The organism is Luteimonas mephitis DSM 12574 (assembly GCF_000422305.1).
Taxonomy (GTDB): domain Bacteria; phylum Pseudomonadota; class Gammaproteobacteria; order Xanthomonadales; family Xanthomonadaceae; genus Luteimonas; species Luteimonas mephitis.
On the sequence record NZ_KE383816.1, the window covers coordinates 318,658 to 338,727 of the forward strand.

The 20,070-nt window shown below is 68.2% G+C and carries 12 protein-coding genes; 4 read left to right on the forward strand and 8 right to left on the reverse strand.

Features of this window, described 5'->3' with window-relative positions; all coding sequences use genetic code 11:
* Window positions 1-94 precede the first annotated feature (94 nt).
* A complete protein-coding gene (locus H570_RS18265) occupies window positions 95-583 on the reverse strand; it encodes a YadA C-terminal domain-containing protein (protein WP_051176333.1) in 489 nt (162 codons plus the stop codon).
* 101 nt (window positions 584-684) lie between these two features.
* Entirely contained in the window at window positions 685-6,315 is a 5,631-nt protein-coding gene (locus tag H570_RS17350) for an ESPR-type extended signal peptide-containing protein (RefSeq protein WP_169447772.1), read from the reverse strand.
* Window positions 6,316-7,117: 802 nt separating this feature from the next.
* Here H570_RS17350 and H570_RS19150 point away from each other — a divergent pair.
* A complete protein-coding gene (locus H570_RS19150; RefSeq protein ID WP_169447773.1) occupies window positions 7,118-7,669 on the forward strand; it encodes a hypothetical protein in 552 nt (183 codons plus the stop codon).
* Window positions 7,666-8,538 (forward strand): sulfotransferase family protein, encoded by an 873-nt coding sequence (locus H570_RS19155; RefSeq protein ID WP_169447774.1) that lies wholly within the window; start codon window positions 7,666-7,668, stop codon window positions 8,536-8,538. Before H570_RS19150 ends, H570_RS19155 begins: the two co-directional genes overlap by 4 nt.
* Before the next feature lie 307 nt (window positions 8,539-8,845).
* On the opposite strand, the gene H570_RS17355 is transcribed toward H570_RS19155, so the two are convergent.
* Window positions 8,846-9,967 (reverse strand): glycosyltransferase, encoded by a 1,122-nt coding sequence (locus H570_RS17355; RefSeq protein WP_211219107.1) that lies wholly within the window; start codon window positions 9,965-9,967, stop codon window positions 8,846-8,848.
* Here H570_RS17355 and H570_RS0111505 point away from each other — a divergent pair.
* A complete protein-coding gene (locus H570_RS0111505) occupies window positions 9,947-10,792 on the forward strand; it encodes a right-handed parallel beta-helix repeat-containing protein (RefSeq protein ID WP_027080866.1) in 846 nt (281 codons plus the stop codon). The two genes, H570_RS17355 and H570_RS0111505, sit on opposite strands and share 21 nt — an antisense overlap.
* Window positions 10,793-10,816: 24 nt before the next feature.
* Here H570_RS0111505 and purL read toward each other — a convergent pair whose 3' ends face one another.
* The 3 genes from purL to xerD form a co-directional block, all read right to left on the reverse strand.
* Entirely contained in the window at window positions 10,817-14,884 is a 4,068-nt protein-coding gene (gene purL, locus H570_RS0111510; RefSeq protein ID WP_027080867.1) for a phosphoribosylformylglycinamidine synthase, read from the reverse strand.
* A 131-nt stretch (window positions 14,885-15,015) separates the two neighbouring features.
* Entirely contained in the window at window positions 15,016-15,843 is an 828-nt protein-coding gene (locus tag H570_RS0111515) for a DsbC family protein (RefSeq protein WP_027080868.1), read from the reverse strand.
* A gap of 97 nt (window positions 15,844-15,940) precedes the next feature.
* A complete protein-coding gene (gene xerD, locus H570_RS0111520) occupies window positions 15,941-16,888 on the reverse strand; it encodes a site-specific tyrosine recombinase XerD (protein WP_036136028.1) in 948 nt (315 codons plus the stop codon).
* A gap of 215 nt (window positions 16,889-17,103) precedes the next feature.
* Here xerD and H570_RS0111525 point away from each other — a divergent pair, with 215 nt between their 5' ends.
* Entirely contained in the window at window positions 17,104-17,589 is a 486-nt protein-coding gene (locus tag H570_RS0111525; RefSeq protein ID WP_036136031.1) for an RDD family protein, read from the forward strand.
* A 65-nt stretch (window positions 17,590-17,654) separates the two neighbouring features.
* Here the strand turns inward: H570_RS0111525 and lptG are convergent, their stop codons facing one another.
* Window positions 17,655-18,764: an LPS export ABC transporter permease LptG gene (gene lptG / locus H570_RS0111530; RefSeq protein WP_027080871.1), complete on the reverse strand. Its 1,110-nt coding sequence runs from the start codon at window positions 18,762-18,764 to the stop codon at window positions 17,655-17,657.
* Window positions 18,761-19,861 (reverse strand): LPS export ABC transporter permease LptF, encoded by a 1,101-nt coding sequence (lptF, locus tag H570_RS0111535; RefSeq protein ID WP_027080872.1) that lies wholly within the window; start codon window positions 19,859-19,861, stop codon window positions 18,761-18,763. The genes lptG and lptF overlap by 4 nt, the downstream gene beginning before the upstream one ends.
* Between the last annotated feature and the right edge of the window lie 209 nt (window positions 19,862-20,070).

Here is a 20,070-nt window from a genome sequence, read left to right on the forward strand (position 1 = left end):
GGTTCGCGCACCTCCCTTGCGCATGCGGGGGGCGTTCCATGGCCCTTCGATCAAACCCCGGTCGCGGGCACCGAGCCCGCGACCGGGTCTGCCATTACCAGCCGAAGCCCGCGCCGAGGCCCACCGAGGTCTCGTCGCCGCTGAACGCACCACCGACGGTGATCACCGCGCGATCGCTGATCGCACGCTGGTAACCGATCGACAGCGCGCTCTCGCCGTTCTGGAAGCCGACACCGACGCCGACGCGGTTCTGCGTCCGGATGCCGGCGGCGCTGGTGGCCATGTTGAGCATGGCGGCCCCCATCGCGCCCTGGCGGTCGATGCGACGATCCTGCTCGCGGAAGCGGTGGTCGACCTCGCCCTGGAACGCGGTGAACGTATCGTCCCATGCGGCGAACTTGGCGTCGGTGTAGGACTTCGCGTCGGCCAGCGTCTTGGTTGCGGTGGTGTCGGTATAGGTCTTGGCCTCCGCAAGCGTTTCGGGATCCGGGGCGTTGGACGTACCAACGCTCGCGACCTGCTGGTTGCCATCGCCACCGGTGTTGATGCCACCGCCGGTCGACGGACGGCCGTTCTTGTCCATCCGGTCGCCCGGCTTGCCGGTGCCTGCATCGTCCGTGGTGCTGGCCGTCTGCGCGTCTTCCTGGCCATCGCGCCCAGGGCCGGCAAGGTCACCCTTGCCCGTCAGCTCACCCTTGCTGGATGCGGTCGGCGGCGTGGCGGCGTCGGTGCCCGTGCGTTGTTGGCCACGACGTTGTTCGCCTCCAGGGTATCCACCCTTCCATCGATCTCCGTCACCTTCGCATTGAGCGCATCGAGTGCCGAGCCGACGTTGTTGTAGCTCGATCCCTGGATCACGTACGTCGGAGCCGTGAAGGCGGTGGCACCGCCTCCCAGTGCCGCCGCAGCCGCATCCATCGCGCCAAACAGCTGGCGGCCGTTGACCGCATCCGTGCTGCTCGCGTTGACGTTGCCATCGGCGACATTGACGATCCTGCGCTCGTTGCCAAGGCTGCCCACCGATACGGTGTTGGCCTCGTCGGCAACCGAGTTCGAGCCCAAAGCAACGCTGTCATCTGCATTGGCGTGTGCTTCGTAGCCCAACGCGGCGCTACGGGCTCCCGTGGCACTGTTGAACGTACCTACCGCGATCGCGGCATCACCCGAAGCGAAGGCCTTGTAGCCGATCGCCGTACGGTACGAGTTTGTCGTGTCATCGGTCGGGTTGACCGTGTCGCCGGTGTTGGCGTACGTGCCCATCGCCGTGTCGCCCACGCCCTTGGCCTGCGTACCGAAGCCCACCGAGGTACCGAACTGCCCGGCGATGTTCTGCCTGGTCGGATCGTCGGCAAAGCCGCCGCCGATCGCCGTGCCGCCGTAGTTGCCCTGGGTGCTGGCGTTGTTGCCGATCGCGATCGCGTACACGCCATTGGACTGCGCGTTGGAACCAATCGCCACGCCCAGGTCGTTCTGCACGCTGGCGCTGTCACCGATTGCGATGGAGGACATGCCGTTGGCCGACGACCTGGAGCCCACCGCGACGCTGTCATCACCGTTCGAGTCGGCTTCGTAGCCGAGCGCGGTGCTGCGCTGGCCGATGGCGGTGTTGAACGTACCCAGTGCCACTGCTGCATCACCCGAAGCGAACGACTTGTAACCAATCGCGGTGCGGTAGGAGTTGGTCGCGTCGCTGGTCGGATCGACCGTGTCGCCGGTGTTGGCGTACGTGCCCATCGCCGTGTCGCCCACGCCCTTGGCCTGCGTACCGAAGCCCACCGAGGTGCCGAACTGCCCGGCGATGTTCTGCCTGGTCGGATCGTTGGCAAAGCCGCCGCCGATCGCCGTGCCGCCGTAGTTGCCCTGGGTGCTGGCGTTGTTGCCGATCGCGATCGCATAGGCGCCGTTGGACTCGGCATTGGAGCCCACCGCCACGCCCAGCGTCCCGTTGACCGCCGCATCGTCGGTACCGTCGTTTGCACCGGCCGCCTTGAAGTAGCGGGTCGCCGCAGCGGAAGCATCGGCCACGTCGTTGAGCTGCGCCAGGTTCACCGCGTCGGTGTCCTCGGTGCCCGCCGCGACGTTGGTGATCTGGCGCTCGCCGCCGATCTCGCCGACGGACACGCTATCGGCGCGATCAGCAACCGAACCGGCACCCAGCGCCACGCTGTTGTCGGCGCTTGCATACGAGCCATAGCCAAGTGCCGTCGCATCATCCACTTCCGCCCACGACCCCGCGCCAAGCGCAGTCGAGTTCAGGCCATCGGCACTGCTCATCCAGCCGATCGACGTGCTCTGGTCCCCGGTGGCCCAGGCACCGTTGCCGAACGCGGATGCGCCATCTCCGGTCGCCTCTGCGCTGATGAAGCCGAACGCGGTGCCGCCGACCACGGTGGACTCCGCGCCCGAGGCGACGCTGAACTCGCCCACCGCCGTGCTGCTCGCGCCGGAGGCTTCGGCCACCACGCCAACCGCCGTGGAGAAGTCGCCGCTAGCCAGGCTTTCCGCACCAAGGGCGGATGCACCCAGGCCCGTCGCCGTGGCCTGGTAGCCGACTGCAGAGGACTCCACGCCTTCGGCAATGCTTTCCGCGCCCAGGGCGGTCGACGCGTCTCCCGCCGCCGTGCTGAAGTAACCCACCGCGGTCGACTCGATGCCGTCGGCCTCGCTCAGCGCGCCCATTGCCACGCTGCCGTCGCCAACCGCATAGGCCGCCGCGCCCGTTGCCGTGCTCTGCTCGCCCAGCGCGGCGCTCTCCGCGCCCACCGCCGTCGCGTATTCGGAGGCAGCCTGTGCCGCTGCGCCCAAGGCCACGCTGTTGGCACCAATGGCCGTTGCGTTGAAGCCGATCGCGGTGGCGTTGAGTTCCATTGCCATCGCGCCGCTGCCATAGGCCGACGCGCCGTCGCCGACGGCATTGGTCGCCTCGCCGGCGGCGGTCGCGTTGATGCCTTCCACGTAGGCGCCTACGCCCGGGTTGTCCGGATCGTCGCTGGCCTTGAAGAAGTGATCGGTGTTGTCCGCCGTCTTCGCCACTTCCTGCAGCTGCGCCAGGTTCACCGCATCGGTGTCCTCGGTACCGGCCGCCACGTTGGTGATCTGGCGCTCTTCGCCTGCGCTGCCCACCGACACGCTGTTGTCGCGGTCAGCTTCAGAGCCTGCGCCCAGCGCCACGCTGTTCAGCGCATCGGCATTGGCGCCCGCACCCAGCGCGGTCGCGCCGTCCGCCGTCGCAAACGCGCTCTCGCCCAGCGACGTGCTGCTGTCGCCGCTTGACCAGCTGTTCCAGCCGATCGCCGTGGCGTACTCGCCCGTCGCCCAGGCGCCGTTGCCGAACGCCGACGAACCCGTACCGCTGGCTTCGGTCGCGATCAGGCCGAAGAAGGTCGCGCCGCCTACCGACGTGCTCTCCTCGCCCGAGGCAATGCTGGATTCACCCACTGCCGTGCTGCTGGTTCCGCTGGCCTCGCTCTGCGTACCCACAGCGGTGCTGTAATCACCCAGGGCATTGGCCACCGCACCGAACGCCGAGGACTGCGAGCCCACCGACTGCGCGCCCACGCCCACGGCCGTTGACGCAAAGCCGTCCGCGTTCGCGCTCGCACCCAGCGCCGTGCCGCCCACGCCGGCACTGGTCGCACCGGTGTCCACCGGCACGCCGCCGACCGTGATCAGCGGATTGCCGTCCTCGTCCACCGCATTGCCGCCCACGGCCACTGCGGCCGGGCCGGTCGCCTGCGCGTTCTGGCCGAACGCCACGCTGTTCTGGCCCACGGCCAGGGCGTTGAAGCCCACGGCCGTAGCGCCATCGGCAAATGCAGTTGCACCGCTGCCGAACGCCGACGCGCCGTTGCCAATCGCATTGGCCGCCTCACCGGCGGCAGTTGCGTTGTCGCCTTCCACGTATGCACCGGCGTCGCTGTCGTCGCTGCCGGTGGCCTTGAAGTACTTGTCGGTATTCTCGGCAACCTCGGCCACCGCAGTGAGCTGGTCCAGATTCACTGCATCGGTGCCCTCGGTACCCGCCGCCACGTTGGTGATCTGGCGCTCACTGCCGACATCGCCCACAGACACGCTGTAATCGCGATCCGCAATGGATCCGGCACCCAGCGCGACTGCGTTGTTGCCGGTCGCCTCGCTTCCCGCTCCGATCGCGATCGCGCTCTCGGCATCGGCCAGTGAGTTGGTACCGATGGCGATGGCATTGATCTGGTTGCCCAGCGCCTGGTAGCCCATGGCAACACTGTAGTCCTGATAAGCGAAGGCGCCGCGGCCTACGGCTGTCGAGCTCCGTCCCGGCGCCCAGCTGTTGTAGCCGATGGATGTGGCGCCGGACCCGCTGGCCCATGCGGCTTCACCGAATGCTGAAGAGTCGGCACCGGTCGCCCAGGCGTTCGAGCCGAACGCGGTGGCACCTTCTTGCGTGGCCCAGGCCAACCAGCCGACCGCGGTGGACAAATATCCGCTGGCCAGCGAATCCTGTCCGATCGCGACGCTGTAATCGCCCGTGGCGCGCGACTTGTAGCCTCCCGCGAACGAATTGTTGCCCAGTGCCTGCGCGCCGTAGCCTAAGGCGGTGCTGACCTCGCCTGTGGCCTGAGCGCCCGCACCGAGAGCTGTGGATCCTGCCACTGCACTGGTGCCTGTCAGGACCGGATTGCCATCCTCATCGTAGATCGGAGAGTTGTACTGGTCGTAGGCCTGGCCCATGCCACCGACGGCGACGCTGCCATCTCCGTCGGAGATGCTGTTCTGACCCACGGCAACGGTGTTCGCACCGATCGCGTTGGCGCCGCTGCCGTAGGCCGACGCGCCGTCGCCGATGGCGTTGGTCGCTTCGCCGGCCGCGGTCGCGTTGATGCCTTCCACATAGGCACCCACGCCCGGGTTGTCCGGGTCGTCCGTGGCCTTGAAGAAGTGGTCCGTGTTGTCGGCCGTCTTCGCCACTTCCTGCAACTGGTCCAGGTTCACCGCATCGGTGCCCTCGGTGCCGGCCGCCACGTTGGTGATCTGGCGCTCGAACCCTTCGACGCCGACCGAAACCGTGTTGTCGCGCAGCGCCAGCGATTCGGCGCCCAATGCCACCGAGTTCTCGCCCGCCGCATACGCGTTGTAGCCGAAGGCCGAAGACCCTTCGCCGTCAGCCCACGACAGACTGCCGATCGCAGTGCTGTAGTCGGCGGTCGCGCCGGCGCCGGCGCCAAACGCCGACGAGTTCATCCCGGTCGCCTCTGCCGAGAAAATGTACGCGGTGCCACCGACGGCGGTGCTTTCCAGGCCGGACGCGGTCGCGCCCGCGCCCATGGCCGTGGCCGAATCCGCGCTGGCATCCGAGGAATAACCGATTGCGGTCGACAGCGTGCCGACCGCGCTGCTGTAGCTACCTAGCGCCGTACTGCCATCGCCGAAGGCATCGCTGCGAAAACCGTTTGCAGTGGCCTGCAGGCCGGAAGCCGTGGATTCGAACCCGCTCGCGGTGCTGTAAAACCCGCTGGCGTCCGACCCCACGCCGAAGGCGCTCGCGCCAACTTCGGTCGCCGTCGCATCAACGCCGACGGCCGTAGCGTCGTCCGCCGATGCCACGCTGTGTGCACCCAGTGCGGTCGAGTTCGCCCCGCTCGCCAGACTGCCGAAACCCACAGCACTGGAGAGTTCACCGGTCGCCTCGCTCTTGCCGCCCAGCGCTACCGAGCGCTTTCCGGTGGCAATGCTCCGATATCCCAGGGCGACCGCCGTCAATCCGCTCGCATCGCTCATCGACCCGATCGCCACCGCGTTGTAGTACGAGGCAGCGCTTTGGTAGCCCAACGCGATGGAGTACGCGCCTGAGGCGACACTCTGGAAGCCGAAAGCTGTGGAATAGTTGCCGCTTGCCGTGCTCTTCACGCCCATTGCGGTCGACCGGCCGCCCGACGCCTCGCTGCGATAGCCGATTGCCGTGGATGACACTCCACTCGCTTCGCTATATGCGCCGATTGCCACGGCATTGGGGGTCAATGCCTGACTCGAATAGCCGGCCGCGAACGTCATGTTGCCCGAGGCGTAGCTCTTGACCCCGATTGCGGTCGCACCATTGCCATCGGCAATGCTGCCCGAGCCGCACGCCAGGGCGTTGCTGCCCGTTGCCGTCGCGGGTACACCCCCATCCTCAAGGACACAGACTTCGCCCGCCATTGCCGATCCGGAGACCACTGCCCCAGCCAAGACGACGGCCTGCAGCAGCCGGGCGCCCTTGCCCTTGCCTTTCGCCTTCGCCATTTCAGACGCCACGACAACACCACGCTGGACGCTCCAGACCTTGCGATAAATGCGGTTCATTGACTCCATACCCCTTTGAAATTGATGGCGAAGTTGACAGTGACCGCCAGGCTTGCAGCCTGACGATCGAATTGAATTGGCTTACCCCTTCCCGCTTCAGTCATGGACGCGCAGCCAAGGCCCTGGCCCCGTCGCGGTTCATTGGCCTTCGACACGGACATGAACACATCCGGAATCGGCGACGCTGTCCGATACTTACCGTTCGAATTTTGTGCGTCAAGTCATGCTCACGGAGCTCAGCACGCTGGAACAAACATTTAACTAGAGCAAAAGCGTCACGATAGTTTTCTATATATTTCAAATAGATAGATGCAAAGAACATGAGCCATTCTTGCGTACGCCCGGCAAGCTGAACTCGCGCACTCCGCAGAACTTCGACGCTGTGAGAACTTTTCTGACTGTCGCGAAACACCCTTCCATCCGCATGCGCATGGAGGGCAAACTGCGCACAACGGCGGTCCGGACGGGATGCGACCCGTCCCCACCTGACTCGCTTTTTGCGCGCACGCGAAGAAACCCACGCGATGCCGTGACCCCGACGCTCCCCCGGGGCCCTGCGGACGCTTCCGTGCCGCGGCAGGTGCGCACTTGGCATACGCGGACGACGGCCGCGCTCCTCCCGCCAGTCGTTTCGGATCGATTGCATGGCGGCGCAGCAGGCAATCAGGGTCGTCGGAAACAACGGGATCCCAGGGCGGCCATGCGCACGGCCGCCCAAACCGGCCCGCTTTGACATTACGATGTACAACTGGATATCCGCCGGCATATGTCGAAGACGGTGCCACCACGCTAGGGGAACGATATGGGTCGACGCGCCAAACTCCGTCTTACGGGCCTTGTGCTGGTCACTGGCTTCCTGCTGGCTTGCCAACCATCGCAACCGGTAGCCGATACTTCGGATGCCAGTACGACTCCGGCCCAGGAGCAGGCACCGGCAGCCAAGCTGCCGCCAGCCAGTGCAGTCGACGCCGATTCGATGCGCGACCCGTCATCGGCACTGCCGGAACGCGACACGACGCCCGTGGACACGGTGATCGACGCGGTGACGCTCAGTGCCGAAGGCGACACCGAGCAGAACACGCTGGGCCCCCCCAAGACCCATTTCGGCCCGAAGGACTCGGTTTACGCGGAAATCCGCAGCAACGGCACGGCGAGCGCCTACACGATCTACGCGAAGTGGACCGGCGCCGATGGCGAGGTCCTTGCCGACTACGGCATCAGGGTCAACGAAGCTGGCCCGAAGCGGACCGTGATCAGCCTGAGCAAGCCGGACGGCTGGCCTGCGGGCAGGAACAACATCGAACTCGCGATCAACGGGAAGACCCTGCGCACGGTCGCTTTCGACGTCCAGTGACCGCGACCGACGCTTGCGCGAGCCGACCGCCGGTTGCCATTGGCGGCGTTGGCGGAAGCGGGACACGCCTCGTCGCGCAACTGCTGCGAGAAGCAGGTGTGCATATCGGCGGCGATCTCAACCAGGCCAACGACCTGTTGTGGTTCACCTTGCTGTTCAAGCGCGAGGAGATCCTGGACTGCGACGACGCCGAGTTCGACCTGCTGACGCAGGCATTGGTGTCAGGCCTGCGGGGCGGGCAACCGCTGGATCGGGCTACCTGTGCATTGCTGCAGGACTTGTCCGCACGGGGTCGTGCGCAGCATCCGGCATCGTGGCTGCGAAGCCGCGCCGTTTCCCTGCGCGATGCCGCCCGCCAGCCACGCTTCCACGGCAATTGGGGCTGGAAGGAACCCAACACCCACTTTGTCATCGAACGACTGTGGCAGCGTCTGCCAACGCTTCGGTACATCCACGTCGTCCGCCACGGACTGGACATGGCCTACAGCAGCAACCAGAACCAGTTGCACTTGTGGGGACCTTCCGTGCTTGGCACCGGGGGCGAAGCGACCCCGGCGCGGTCGCTCGCCTACTGGTGCAAGGTGCACAAGCGCATGCAAGGCCTGCTGGCGAAGAATCCGGACCGGATGTACTGGCTGGATTACGATGCGCTGTGCCGTGACCCTGAAGCCGAACTTTCCGCGCTGTACCGCTTCCTGGACTATTCGTCCAGACCGACAGGCGCGCAGTGCGACATGATCCAGCCTCCACGCTCCCGGTGGGTTGAGCTGGATGGCACGGACGCCTTCGACCCGGCCGATATCGCCTTCGTGCACTCGCTTGGATACGACACGACCGCGCCCGCCGGTACAGAGCCGGCAATCGCCTGAAGAACCAATGGGTCTCTGTCCTGCGTGCAATTGCCCGCGATGGCCTTCATGCCGAGCGCAATGCCTCCATGGCAGGGAAACAACGCCGATCACCCCGGCCGCTTCTACAAAGCGTGCCCCTGGCATGTTCCCCATGAGCGCGCTGCCGCTACGCCGGCAACCGACGGCCAGCCTGAAACGAAGCAGCGACTGGATCACCCCGATGCCGCCAAAGCGTCGATTCGATCAAGACGGACCTGCGCGGCTTCATCCGCAGCGCCGCGGGTGTCGACGCCGTGAGAACAGCGAGGTCACCGCCACTCATGGACTAGGCTTGCTCTGCGGATTGCCTCAGGAAGGGAACTGCCTGCTTCGGCAACGAGCCCAGGTAGATCGGCAGTTGTTCCGGCTTGGCATACGGCATCCCGCGCAGACCGCGGTATTCGTCCGCGAAACGTTTACCCGGATGCGATTCCGGCCGCGCATTCGTCGCCGCACCACCATGGAACTGGTGGAACGTTCCTTCGCCCAGCAGGGTGATCAGCTGCGCGCCCGGCAGTTCGCAAGCGCGCTTGTAGAAGTCGAGGTTGGCGTACCCGCCTCCGGCCAGGACGAACCGCTCGTCGAACCCGCCGAGCTCGTCATACATGCCCCTGGACAGGCAAATGCAGTTGCACTCGGAGATCGAACGAAACCATCCCTTGCCGGACGAGTTGGCCAGGCAGGCTACCGAGAACAGCCGATACCCGTCCTCCAACCAGCCGGAATCGGCCAGCAATCGGTCCTCCGCTTCCTGGTTGTAGCCTTCAAGCATGGAGACCTTCTGCACCTTGCTTCCCAAGTGCCATGCAAGCGATCCAATCACCGGCCTCGGTGACAGCCGGATCGCAAGCGCGATGAAGCGCAGCATGCCCGGCGAGAGAATGCGCGCGCCATCAATGCAGATGACGACGTGGCTCCCAGTGCTCGCATCCACGGCCGCATTGATGGCGGCCACCGGCGAGGGAGACGCCGTCGGGAAGAAGACGTACCGGAATTCCGGCCCGAATTCCCGGACCTGCGCTTCGGCGAGCGGTCGCGACGAGCCGTTGTCGACGACGATCACCTCGTACTCCAGGTCCTCTATGCCGCGCTGGTAGCGACGACTCAGCGAATGCAGCGTGCGCGGCGCCTCGCGCACCATGTTGTGGCAGATCACGACGATCGATAGCAGCGGCTGCACCAACGACTCCCCGGACGACACCACGTCGCCGCTGATGGATTGTGCCATCGCGCGGGCAGGGACATGCCGCGGCCCGGTTGACCGGCGGTCCTTGCCGATCGTCGAAGATGGCCGCAGCCACCACCATTTCCCGTCCGTACCAGGTATTGCCTGGCTGCTGTTGCCTTGCTGCTCGTTTCCGTCCCGCAACCGCCGAAAGGAGACACCATGCCGCGTTCCTCCGTCCATGCCCTCGCCCTCCTGCTGGCAGGCGCATGCGCCCAGCCGGCGCTGGCCGCGCAAAGCTATGACAACTGCACCGGCTTCATCGACTCGCTGCCGGCCACGATCGGCAAGCAGGGCGTGTGGTGCCTGCGCAAGGACCTGAGCACGGCCAATACCAGCGGCGACGCGATCACGATCAACGCCAACAACGTCACCATCGACTGCAACGATTTCAAGGTCGGTGGGCTGGCGGCCGGGAATACCTCGCAAACCATCGGAATCCACGCCGTCAACCGGCAGAACGCGACCGTGCGCCACTGCAACGTGCGCGGGTTCCGCAGCGGCATCCACCTTCAGGGCGGAGCCGGCCACCTTGTGGAGGACAACCGCTTGGACAACAACCTGGATGTCGGCATCTTCGTCTCCGGCGACAACAACCGTGTCCGGCAAAATGCGGTGTACGACACCGGCGGCGCGGTTGGCGGAATAGCGCACTCTCCAACGGGCATCGTTGCCTATGCGAGTATCGTCGACAACGATGTCCAGGGTGTCTTCTCCTCGGTGACACCCTCATGGCCGTTCGGGATCCAGGCACTCGGCCCCGTAGTCAGTGAAAACCGGGTGGTCGGGGTCGAACCGAACGTTAGCAACGGAAGTGGCTACGCAACGGGCATTGCCGGCTTCTCCAACTTGACCAGCGCGGTCCGCAATCAGGTTCTCGCGGGCGCAGTGGGTCAATCGGTCGTCGGCACCGGCATCAGATCCATGCAATTCTGTGTCGGCAATACGGTTGGCAACTTTGCGACGTCCTACGGCACATGCGGCTCGAGCATTGGAAACCTGCCCTGATGACATCCGCGGATCGCCTCGCCTTCACTCCATGATCGTGCGCACGTTGCGGAACATGCGCAGCCACGGCGAATCCCCCGACCAGTCGCGCGGCGCCCAGCTGAGGTTGGCGATGCGCGGCGTGCGTTCGGGGTGCGGCATCAGGATGGTGGCGCGGCCATCGTCGCTGCACAGGCCTGCGATGGCGCCGGTTGAACCGTTCGGATTCGCCGGGAAATGCGTCGCCGGACTGCCGTCGCCCTGCACGTAGCGCAGCGCGACGCGGGCGGCGGCTCGCTCCGCGGGATCGGCGAACGTCGCGCGGCCTTCGCCGTGGGCGATGGCGACCGGCAGCCGCGAGCCGGACATGCCACCGAAGAACAGCGATGGCGACTCGACCACTTCCAGCATGCCGAAGCGGGCCTCGAACTGTTCGCTGCGGTTGCGCAGGAACTGCGGCCAGTGATCGGCGCCGGGAATGATGGCCTTGAGCTGCGACATCATCTGGCAGCCGTTGCATACGCCCAGCGAGAAGGTGTCGCCACGCGCGAAGAAGCGTTCGAACGCCTCGCGCAGCGCTTCGCGCTCGAGGATCGAGGTGGCCCAGCCGCGGCCGGCGCCGAGCACGTCGCCGTAGCTGAAGCCGCCGCAGGCCACCAGGCCGGCGAACGTCGACAGGTCGGCGCGGCCTGCGATCAAGTCGCTCATGTGCACGTCGACGGCTTCGAAACCGCTGCGCACGAAGGCCGAGGCCATCTCGATCTGGCCATTGACGCCCTGCTCGCGCAGGATCGCCACGCGCGGCGCGGCGCCGGCATTGACGTACGGCGCGGCAACGTCCTCGGAAGGGTCGAACGTGAGCGTCGGGTGCAGCCCCGGTGCGTCGAAGCGGCACACCGCGGCGCGCTCCTCGTCGGCACATTCGGGATCGTCGCGCAGCCGCTGCATCGCGTGGCTGGTCGCCCACCAGGCGCCGAACAGCGCTTCCCAGTGCCACTCCACCAGGGTCTTGCCGTCGTCGATGACGCGAATCGACGGCGCGGTGCTGGGCCGGGCGATGCGCTGGGCGCATTCGATCAGTCCATGGCGTGCGACGAGATCCGCGAACTCGGCGCGGTCGGCGCCGTGGATCTGCACGATCGCGCCAAGCTCTTCGTTGAACAGCGTGCGGCAGACGTCGTCGGCGCGGTCGCCGCCCCAGCCTTCGAGCGAGATGTCGAGCCCGAGGTGCGAGCAGAACGCCATCTCGCACAGCGCGGCGAAGGCGCCACCGTCGGAGCGGTCGTGGTACGCCAGCAGCAGGCCGGCTTCGCGCGCGTCGCGGACCAGTTCGAACAGGCTGCGCAGGCGCTGCGGATCGTCGAGGTCGGGCGCCGCGCCGCCAAACGCGTCGAAGCACTGCGACAGGATCGAGCCGCCGAGGCGCTGGCGGCCGGCACCCAGGCCGATCAGCCAGACCTCGGTATCGGCGTCGCGCGACAGCAGCGGCGTCAGCTGGCCGCGCACGTCGGGCACCGGCGCGAATGCGGTGACCACCAGCGACACCGGCGACACTGATTTTTGGGCGACGCGGTCGCCGCTTTCATCGGGCGCGTGCCACTGCGCCTGCATCGACAGCGAATCCTTGCCGACCGGGATGCTCAGTTCGATCTCCGGGCACAGCGCCATGCCCACCGCTTCAACCGCGTCGAACAGGCGCGCGTCCTCGCCCGGATGGCCGGCGGCGGCCATCCAGTTGGCCGACAGCTTAATCCGGTCGAGCGCTTCGACCGGCGCGGCGCACAGGTTGGTGATCGCTTCGCCCACGGCCATGCGCGCGGCGGCGGCCGAATCGATCAGCGCAACCGGCGCGCGTTCGCCGATCGCCATCGCCTCGCCGGCGTGGCCTTCGAAATCCGACAGCGTGATCGCGCAGTCCGCAACCGGCAGCTGCCACGGCCCGACCATCTGGTCGCGCGCGGTGAGCCCGCCGACGCTGCGGTCGCCGATGGTGACCAGGAAACTCTTCGAGGCCACGGTCGGGTGCGCGAGCACGCGCAGCCCGGCTTCGTGCAGGTCGAGCGTGTCGGTCGACAGCGACGTCCAGCGCGAGTGGCGCGGGCGGCGCGCATCGCGGTGCATCTTCGGCGGCTTGCCGAACAGCACGTCCATGGGCAGGTCGATCGGGTGCGCCGTCGTTCCTTCTCCCTCCGCGGGAAGGTGGCGCGCAGCGACGGATGAGGGCGTGGACTCTCCGCTGCGATTACCCCTCGATGCAACTTGTGGCTGCGTTCCCTCATCCGCCCTTCGGGCACCTTCTCCCGGAGGGAGAAGGGAAACGCCGTGGCCGACCACCAGCCGCTCTTCCGCCGTCGCCGTGCCTACCACCGCGAACGGGCAGCGTTCGCGCTCGCACAGCGCCGCGAACTCGGCCAGCTGTGATTGCGCCACGCCGAGCACGTAGCGTTCCTGCGATTCGTTGCACCACAGCTGCAGCGGCGACAGTGAAGGATCGTCGCTGGGCACCTTGTCGAGGTCGATCACGCCGCCCACGCCGGAGTCGTGCAGCAGCTCCGGGATCGCGTTCGACAGGCCGCCGGCACCGACATCGTGGCACCACAGGATCGGGTTGTCGTCGCCGAGCGCGACGCAGCGGTCGAGCACTTCCTGGCAGCGACGCTCCATCTCCGGGTTGTCGCGCTGCACGGACGCAAAATCGAGGTCCTCGGCGCTCTCGCCCGATGCCACCGAACTGGCCGCGCCGCCGCCCAGGCCGATCAGCATCGCCGGGCCGCCAAGCACGATCACCGCGTCGCCGGGCGACAGCAATGTCTTTTCGACCATCGCCCGGTCGATCGCGCCCAGCCCGCCGGCGAGCATGATCGGCTTGTCGTAGGCGCGGACCAGCGCGGGATCGTCGCCGTGCGCGGGCTGCTCGAGTTCGAACGAGCGGAAGTAGCCGGTGAGATTCGGTCGGCCGAATTCGTTGTTGAACGCGGCCGCGCCGAGCGGGCCGTCGAGCATGATCTCCAGCGCCGGCGCCATGCGCGGATTCAGCGCGCGCGGATGTTCCCACGGCTGCGGCAGCGTCGGGATGCGCAGGTGCGACACCGAGAAACCGCACAGCCCGGCCTTGGGCTTGCCGCCGCGGCCGGTCGCGCCCTCGTCGCGGATCTCGCCGCCGGCGCCGGTGGCCGCGCCCGCGAACGGGGAGATCGCGGTCGGGTGGTTGTGGGTCTCGACCTTGATGCAGAACGCGCTGTCGCGCTGCGGCTCGGCCCGGTAAGCGTGCGTCCGCGGGTCCGGGCGGAAACGCCGCGCCGGATAGCCTTCGACCACCGCGGCGTTGTCGCTGTACGCCGACAGCGTGTACTGCGGCGTGCGCGCGTGGGTGTGCTTGATCATCTTGAACAGCGACGCAGGCGCGCCGACGTCGTGCGAGCCGTCGTCGAGCCGCATGTCCTGCCCGTCGATCGTCCAGGTGGCGTTGAAGATCTTGTGCCGGCAATGCTCTGAGTTGGCCTGCGCGAACATCATCAGCTCGACGTCGCTGGGGTCGCGGCCCAGCTCGCCGAAGCGCTGGCGCAGGTAGTCGATCTCGTCGTCGGCCAGCGCCAGGCCGAGGCGCGCGTTGGCCGCTTCGAGATCGGCCAGCGCGATGCGCTCGAGCTTGCCGCGCGCGGGCGCGTGGAACAGCGCGGCGGCCTGGTCGTGCGAGGCGAGCAGCGACTGCGTCATCGGGTCGTGCAGCAGGTTGGCCAGCGCGTCGCTGTCCGCCGCCGCCCTTGGCCAGCCCGCGATGTCGATCCGCAGGCCGCGTTCGACGCGCTTCACCGCAAGGCCGGCGCCGCGCAGCAGTTCGGTGGCCTTGCTGGCCCACGGTGAAATCGTGCCCAGGCGCGGGGCGACGTAGCGCGAGGTTGCATCGCCTTCGCGCGCGGCGGGGCTGTCGCCGGCCTGCAGGATGCGATGCAGCGCGGCGCTGTCGACCGCCTGCGCGGCGGCTTCCGGCTCGATCCAGTACACGTGCCAGGCACCGGCCACGCGGACGTCCGGCGACAGTGCCTGGAGGCGGGTTTCGAGGCGTTCGCGGCGGAACTGCGACAGGGCCGGCTGGCCCTCGAGGACGATCATGTCCGGAGGCGGTCGGGAGCTGCGGGGGGCGTCATTGTAGCCGGAGCCGGGGGCAAGTCCGCAGGAACCGCGGCGCGGGAACCGGGACGACCGCCCGCCGGACGCGGCGCGGCCGCCCGATGCCGCTTCGCCTACCGGCTGCCCGCGCTGCCGGTGGCCGCGGCCGCCAGCTTGTCGAGCGCGGCGCGCAGCTCCTTCGGCGGCATGTAGCCGGGCATCGCGGAGCCGTCGGCGGCAACGATCAGCGGCGTGCCGGCCAGGCCGATGCGCTGGCCCACGTCGTATTCCATCGTCACGGGGTTCTTGCAGTTGCGCAGCGGCACCGCGCGGTCGCTCTTGGCGTCGGTCAGGGCCTGCTTGCGATCGGTCGCGCACCAGACGTTGACCATCTTCTGGAAGTCCGGGCTGCCCAGTCCCATGCGCGGGAACGCCAGGTACTGCACTTCGATGCCCTCGGCGTTGTACTCGTCGATCTGCGAATGCAGCTTGCGGCAGAAGCCGCACTCCACGTCGGTGAACACCGCCACCGTGTACTTCGGGTTGGCGGGCGCGAACACGATCCGGTCGCTGACCGGGATCGTCTTGAGCAGGTCGCGACGCAGCTTGGCCAGGCTGGCTTCGCTGAGGTCGCGCCGGGCATCGAGGTCGTACAGGCTGCCCTGCAGCATGTAGCGGCCGTCATCGCTGACGTACAGGGTCTGTCCGCCAACGATGGCCTCGCGGAAGCCCGGGATCGGCGCCGCGCCGACGTGGTCGACCTGCAGCTGCCTGTTGAGCTTGCGGATCGCCTCCACGGCCCGCGCATCAGCCGAGCCGGGCTCGACCTTCGGGGCGCTGGCGACCGCAGCCGGGGCGACCGCCGGGGCCGGCGCCTTCCCGGCAGCAACCTGCGGGCTGTCCGTCTGCGCGCACGCAGTCAGGCTGAAGGCGCCGAGCGCGGCGAGGAGGTACTGTTTCATGGATTTTCCGGGGGAAGGCTCGAAGCCCGGCATTGTCGCATGCGCCCCGCCGCGGCGGCCGGGGCTGGGCTCCGCGTTCAGGCGCCGGGCAGCCGGTTCAGCCGCGCGGATGGTGCTTCGCGTGCAGCTGCTTGAGGTGCTCGCGCGCGACCAGGGTGTAGATCTGGGTGGTCGACAGCGAGCTGTGCCCCAGCAGCATCTGCAGCGCGCGCAGGTCGGCGCCGTGGTTGAGCAGGTGGGTGGCGAAGCTGTGGCGCAGGCCGTGCGGGCTGACCTTGGCCGGATCGATCCCTGCGGCGGCGGCGTAGCGCTTGACCAGGATCCAGAACTGCTGCCGGCTCGGCGGCTCGCCGCGGCTGCCGAGGAACAGCGCCGGCAGGCTGCGCTTGCCGGCCAGCTGCGGGCGGGATTCGGCAAGGTAACGCTCCAGCCAGTGCTGCGACTCCTCGCCCAGCGGCACCAGCCGCTCCTTGCTGCCCTTGCCGGTGACCCGCAGCACGCCCTGGCGCAGGTTCACCGCGGTGGCCGGCAGGCCGACCAGCTCACTCACGCGCAGGCCGGCGGCGTACATCAGCTCCAGCATCGCGCGGTCGCGCAGGCCCAGCGGCGTGGCGACGTCCGGCGCGGCGAGCATGGCGTCGATCTGGCTCTCGGCCAGCGCCTTGGGCAGCGAACGCGGCAGCCTGGGCGGTTCGAGCAAGGCGGTCGGATCGTCCTGGCGCCGACCCTGCCGCACCTGGTGGCCGAAGAACGCCCGCAGCGCCGAGAGCAGGCGCGCGTTGCTGCGCGGCGACCAGGCGTGCCGCGTCCGCCAGGCGAGGTACTCGAACAGCGCCGCGCGATCCGCGCCGGCCAGCCCGCCCCAGGCACCGTTGCGCCAGCGCGCGAAGCCTTCGAGGTCGCGGCGATAGCTGTCCAGCGACTGCCTGGCCAGCCCGCTTTCGGCCCAGATCGCGTCGATGAAGGCCTCGATCGCGCGCGCGTCGGCCTCCTGCAGCGGCGGCAGGCTTCCGGTGAGTGCGCGGCGGTCGGCGGGCGTGGACATGGGGCGGCGATCGGTGGAAGCCAGTGGAAGCGTAGCGCGGACGCCGGCACGCAAGCCTTCGAGCGAACGAGCACAGCCGTGCGGAAGCGGTTCCAGCCGCGTGCTCCTGGTCGTTGCCGGCTGCCACGGGACAGCTCGCCACCGAAGCCGCTGCCGCTGGACGACCCCCGGCGTCGGAAAGGGCTTTCAATCGGGCGCCCGGTATCCTGTCGCGCATGCCCGACACCGCCCCCGAAGCCGCCACGCCCGCCCCGCCACGCCCGCTGGTCGGCCTGCGCCTGCTGGCGCTGTTCTACGACTTCTGGCCGGCGCTGGCGCTGTGGATGCTGGCGTCGCTGTGCTTCACCCTGGGCTACACGATTGCCGGCCACCACGACCCGCACGACAACATCGCGCCGCTCAGCGGCCTGCAGTGGCTGCTGTGGCTGGTGTGCTGGCTGCTCGGCGGGCTGTATGCGGTGCTCAGCTGGCGGCGCGGCGGGCAGACGCTGGGGATGCGGCCGTGGCGGCTGCGCGTGGTCGCTGCCGATGGCGGCGTGCCTTCGTGGCGGGCGCTGTGCCTGCGCTATCTCGTAGGCACGGCGTCGCTGCTGGCGGCGGGGCTCGGGTTCTGGTGGGCGTGGCTCGACCGCGACCGGCTGGCGTGGCACGACCGGGCCAGCGGAACGCGCATGGTGCGAGTGGCGCGCAAGGCTCCGTAGGAGCGCCCCATGGGCGCGATGGGCTTTCACGGTTCACGGTTGCCCATCGCGCCCATGGGGCGCTCCTACCCGCTCCTGCGCCGGAACAGCCAGGCCGAGACGCCCAGCATCACCAGCGGCGGCATCAGGTAGGCGATGCGGTAATCGAAGCGGTACACACCGGCCAGCTTCACGAACTGCAGCTGCAGCAGCCAGAACCCCAGTGCGAACACGATGCCGATGAACAGCCGCTTGCCGGCACCGCCGCTGCGCAGCGTGCCGAACGCGAACGGAATCGCCGCCAGGCACAGCGCCAGCACGTTGAGCGGGTAGAACCAGCGGCCCCAGTAATACTCCTCGAACTCGCTGGCATCGAGGCTGTTGCGCTTGCGATAGCTGATACCGCTGCGCAGGTCGTGCGCGGACATGAAGCGCGGGCGCCAGATGTTGCTGGCGCTGGCGGCCAGCGCCGAGGCGTCAAGCTGCGAGGCCCAGCGCTCTTCCATCACCTCGGTCTGGGTGACCGCGTTGTCCTCGAAATAGGTGCGCTTGACGTCGCGCAGCAGCCAGCCGCTCTTGCGATGCTCGGCGGAGGCGACTCGGGCGATCGATTCCAGCCGCCCGTCCTTGGCGAACTCGAACAGGCGCACGTCGTTGAGCTCCAGCCAGGTGTCCTTGCCTTCGGCGTGCTCCTGTCCGTTCTGTGCGTTGAGGAAGGTGTCGCCCTCGCGCGCCCAGAGCCCGGAATACTGGGCGACGGTCATGTCCTTCGACCGGGCCGCCGCCTTGAGGGTGTCGCCGCTGCGCTGCGCCCAGGGCGCCAGGCTTTCGCCGTTGACCACCATCAGCGCGGTCAGCACCAGCAGCGGCGCAGCCACCGACAGGCTGAGCCGGCGCCGCGACAGCCCGACCGCGCGCAGCGCGGTCAGCTCGGAACTCGCGGCCAGCTGGCCCAGCGCCATCAGCGCGCCGATCACCGCGACCGTGGGGAACATCGTGTAGGCGCGCCGCGGCACGGTGTAGGCGATGTAGGTCAGCGCCTCGAAGAAGCCGTAATTGCCCTTCCCGATGTCGCTGAACTCGCCGACCATCGCGTTGACCACGTCCAGGCCCACCAGCACCGTCCAAGTCAGCAGCACCGTGGTCACCACCGTGCGGCTGACGTAGAGGTCGTGGATTTTAGGGAACGGCGTCATCGCTGCCTCCCGGCCGCCAGCCGCGGCAAACGCGCGCTGCGCATCCGCCCGTCGCGCAGGTAGGCCCAGGTGGCAAACGCCAGCAGCGGCAGCAGCAGCCACCACAGCCCGGCCGCCAGCGGCAGCTTGCCCTTGGCCAGCCAGTCGCTGCCCAGGTAGACCAGGTTCATGCCGACCATGTAGGCGAGGAAGCCCAGCATCACCCGGCCGTAGCGGGTCTGCCGCGGCGAACTGCGGCCCAGCGGCACCGCCAGCAGCGCGAACGCCAGCGCCAGCAGCGGCGGCCCCAGCCGGAAATGCAGCTGCGCCGTGGCCTCGGGGCGCGGATCGTCGAGCAACGCGCGGGTGGGCAGGCGCTCGGGGTCGTTCTCGTCGGAGTCGCCCTCGGCGTCCGGCAGCTGCAGGTCGTTGCTGGCGTAGCGCATCAGGCGATAGTCGCGCCCCGCGCCCAGCGGCCCCTCGACCTCGAAGCCCTGGCCCAGGGTGAGGAAGCGATCCTCACCGTCGACGTTGAGCTTGCCGGTGCGCGCGGTGGTGACATCGAGGCGGTCGCCGTCCTGGCGGTAGACGAACACGCGGGTCAGGCCGGTGCCGTCATCGGACATCGAGCCGACGTAGACCACCCCGCCGCCGCCGGGCAGCTCGATGAAGCGCCCGGGCTCCAGCCCGGCCACCAGCAGGCTGCGGTTGCCGGCCTCGATCATCTTCTGCGAATAATCCCGCGCCCACGGCCCCAGCCACAGCGAGCACAGCGCGATCAGCCCCACCACCGGCAGCGCCAGCATCAGCAGCGGCCGCAGCAGGCGCCGCGGGCCCACCCCGATCGCGGTCAGCACCGGCATCTCCGAATCGCGGTACAGCCGCCCCACCGCCAGCAGCAGGCCCAGCATCAGCCCCAGCGGCAGGATCAGCGGCAGGTAGTTGAGGATCTGCAGGCCAAGCTGGGCCAGCATCATCCCGGCCGGCACCCGGCCGCGGGCGACGTCGCCCAGCACGTCGGCGAACACGCCGCCGAGGCTGACGATCATCAGCACCACCAGGGTGGCGAACGTGGCCTGCGCGAATTCGCGGAACAGGTAGGAATCGAGCTTTTTCAGCATCAGGCGGGGCTTGCCTTAGAATTGGGAGTCCAACCGCGTCATCTCGGCCGCAGCGCCGGCAGCGTCGTGCTGCGTTGCTGAACGGCCAATTGTAAGGAACACGCCGCGGGTTTCGTGAGGAAGCGTTCATGCCGGCCATGGACGCCCCCGGGATCCCGCCGAAGCCCCGCCCGTCCACCGCTGCCGACGCGGCCATTCGCATTACG

Excerpts from the sequence above, each read along its gene's own strand:
- H570_RS0111515 (WP_027080868.1), bottom strand. The coding sequence starts at position 15,843 with ATGAAACAGTACCTCCTCGCCGCGCTCGGCGCCTTCAGCCTGACTGCG.
- H570_RS18265 (WP_051176333.1), bottom strand. The coding sequence starts at position 583 with ATGGACAAGAACGGCCGTCCGTCGACCGGCGGTGGCATCAACACCGGT.
- H570_RS0111525 (WP_036136031.1), top strand. The coding sequence starts at position 17,104 with ATGCCCGACACCGCCCCCGAAGCCGCCACGCCCGCCCCGCCACGCCCG.
- lptG (WP_027080871.1), bottom strand. The coding sequence starts at position 18,764 with ATGACGCCGTTCCCTAAAATCCACGACCTCTACGTCAGCCGCACGGTG.
- H570_RS17350 (WP_169447772.1), bottom strand. The coding sequence starts at position 6,315 with ATGAACCGCATTTATCGCAAGGTCTGGAGCGTCCAGCGTGGTGTTGTC.
- H570_RS0111505 (WP_027080866.1), top strand. The coding sequence starts at position 9,947 with ATGCCGCGTTCCTCCGTCCATGCCCTCGCCCTCCTGCTGGCAGGCGCA.
- xerD (WP_036136028.1), bottom strand. The coding sequence starts at position 16,888 with ATGTCCACGCCCGCCGACCGCCGCGCACTCACCGGAAGCCTGCCGCCG.
- H570_RS17355 (WP_211219107.1), bottom strand. The coding sequence starts at position 9,967 with ATGGACGGAGGAACGCGGCATGGTGTCTCCTTTCGGCGGTTGCGGGAC.
- purL (WP_027080867.1), bottom strand. The coding sequence starts at position 14,884 with ATGATCGTCCTCGAGGGCCAGCCGGCCCTGTCGCAGTTCCGCCGCGAA.
- H570_RS19150 (WP_169447773.1), top strand. The coding sequence starts at position 7,118 with ATGGGTCGACGCGCCAAACTCCGTCTTACGGGCCTTGTGCTGGTCACT.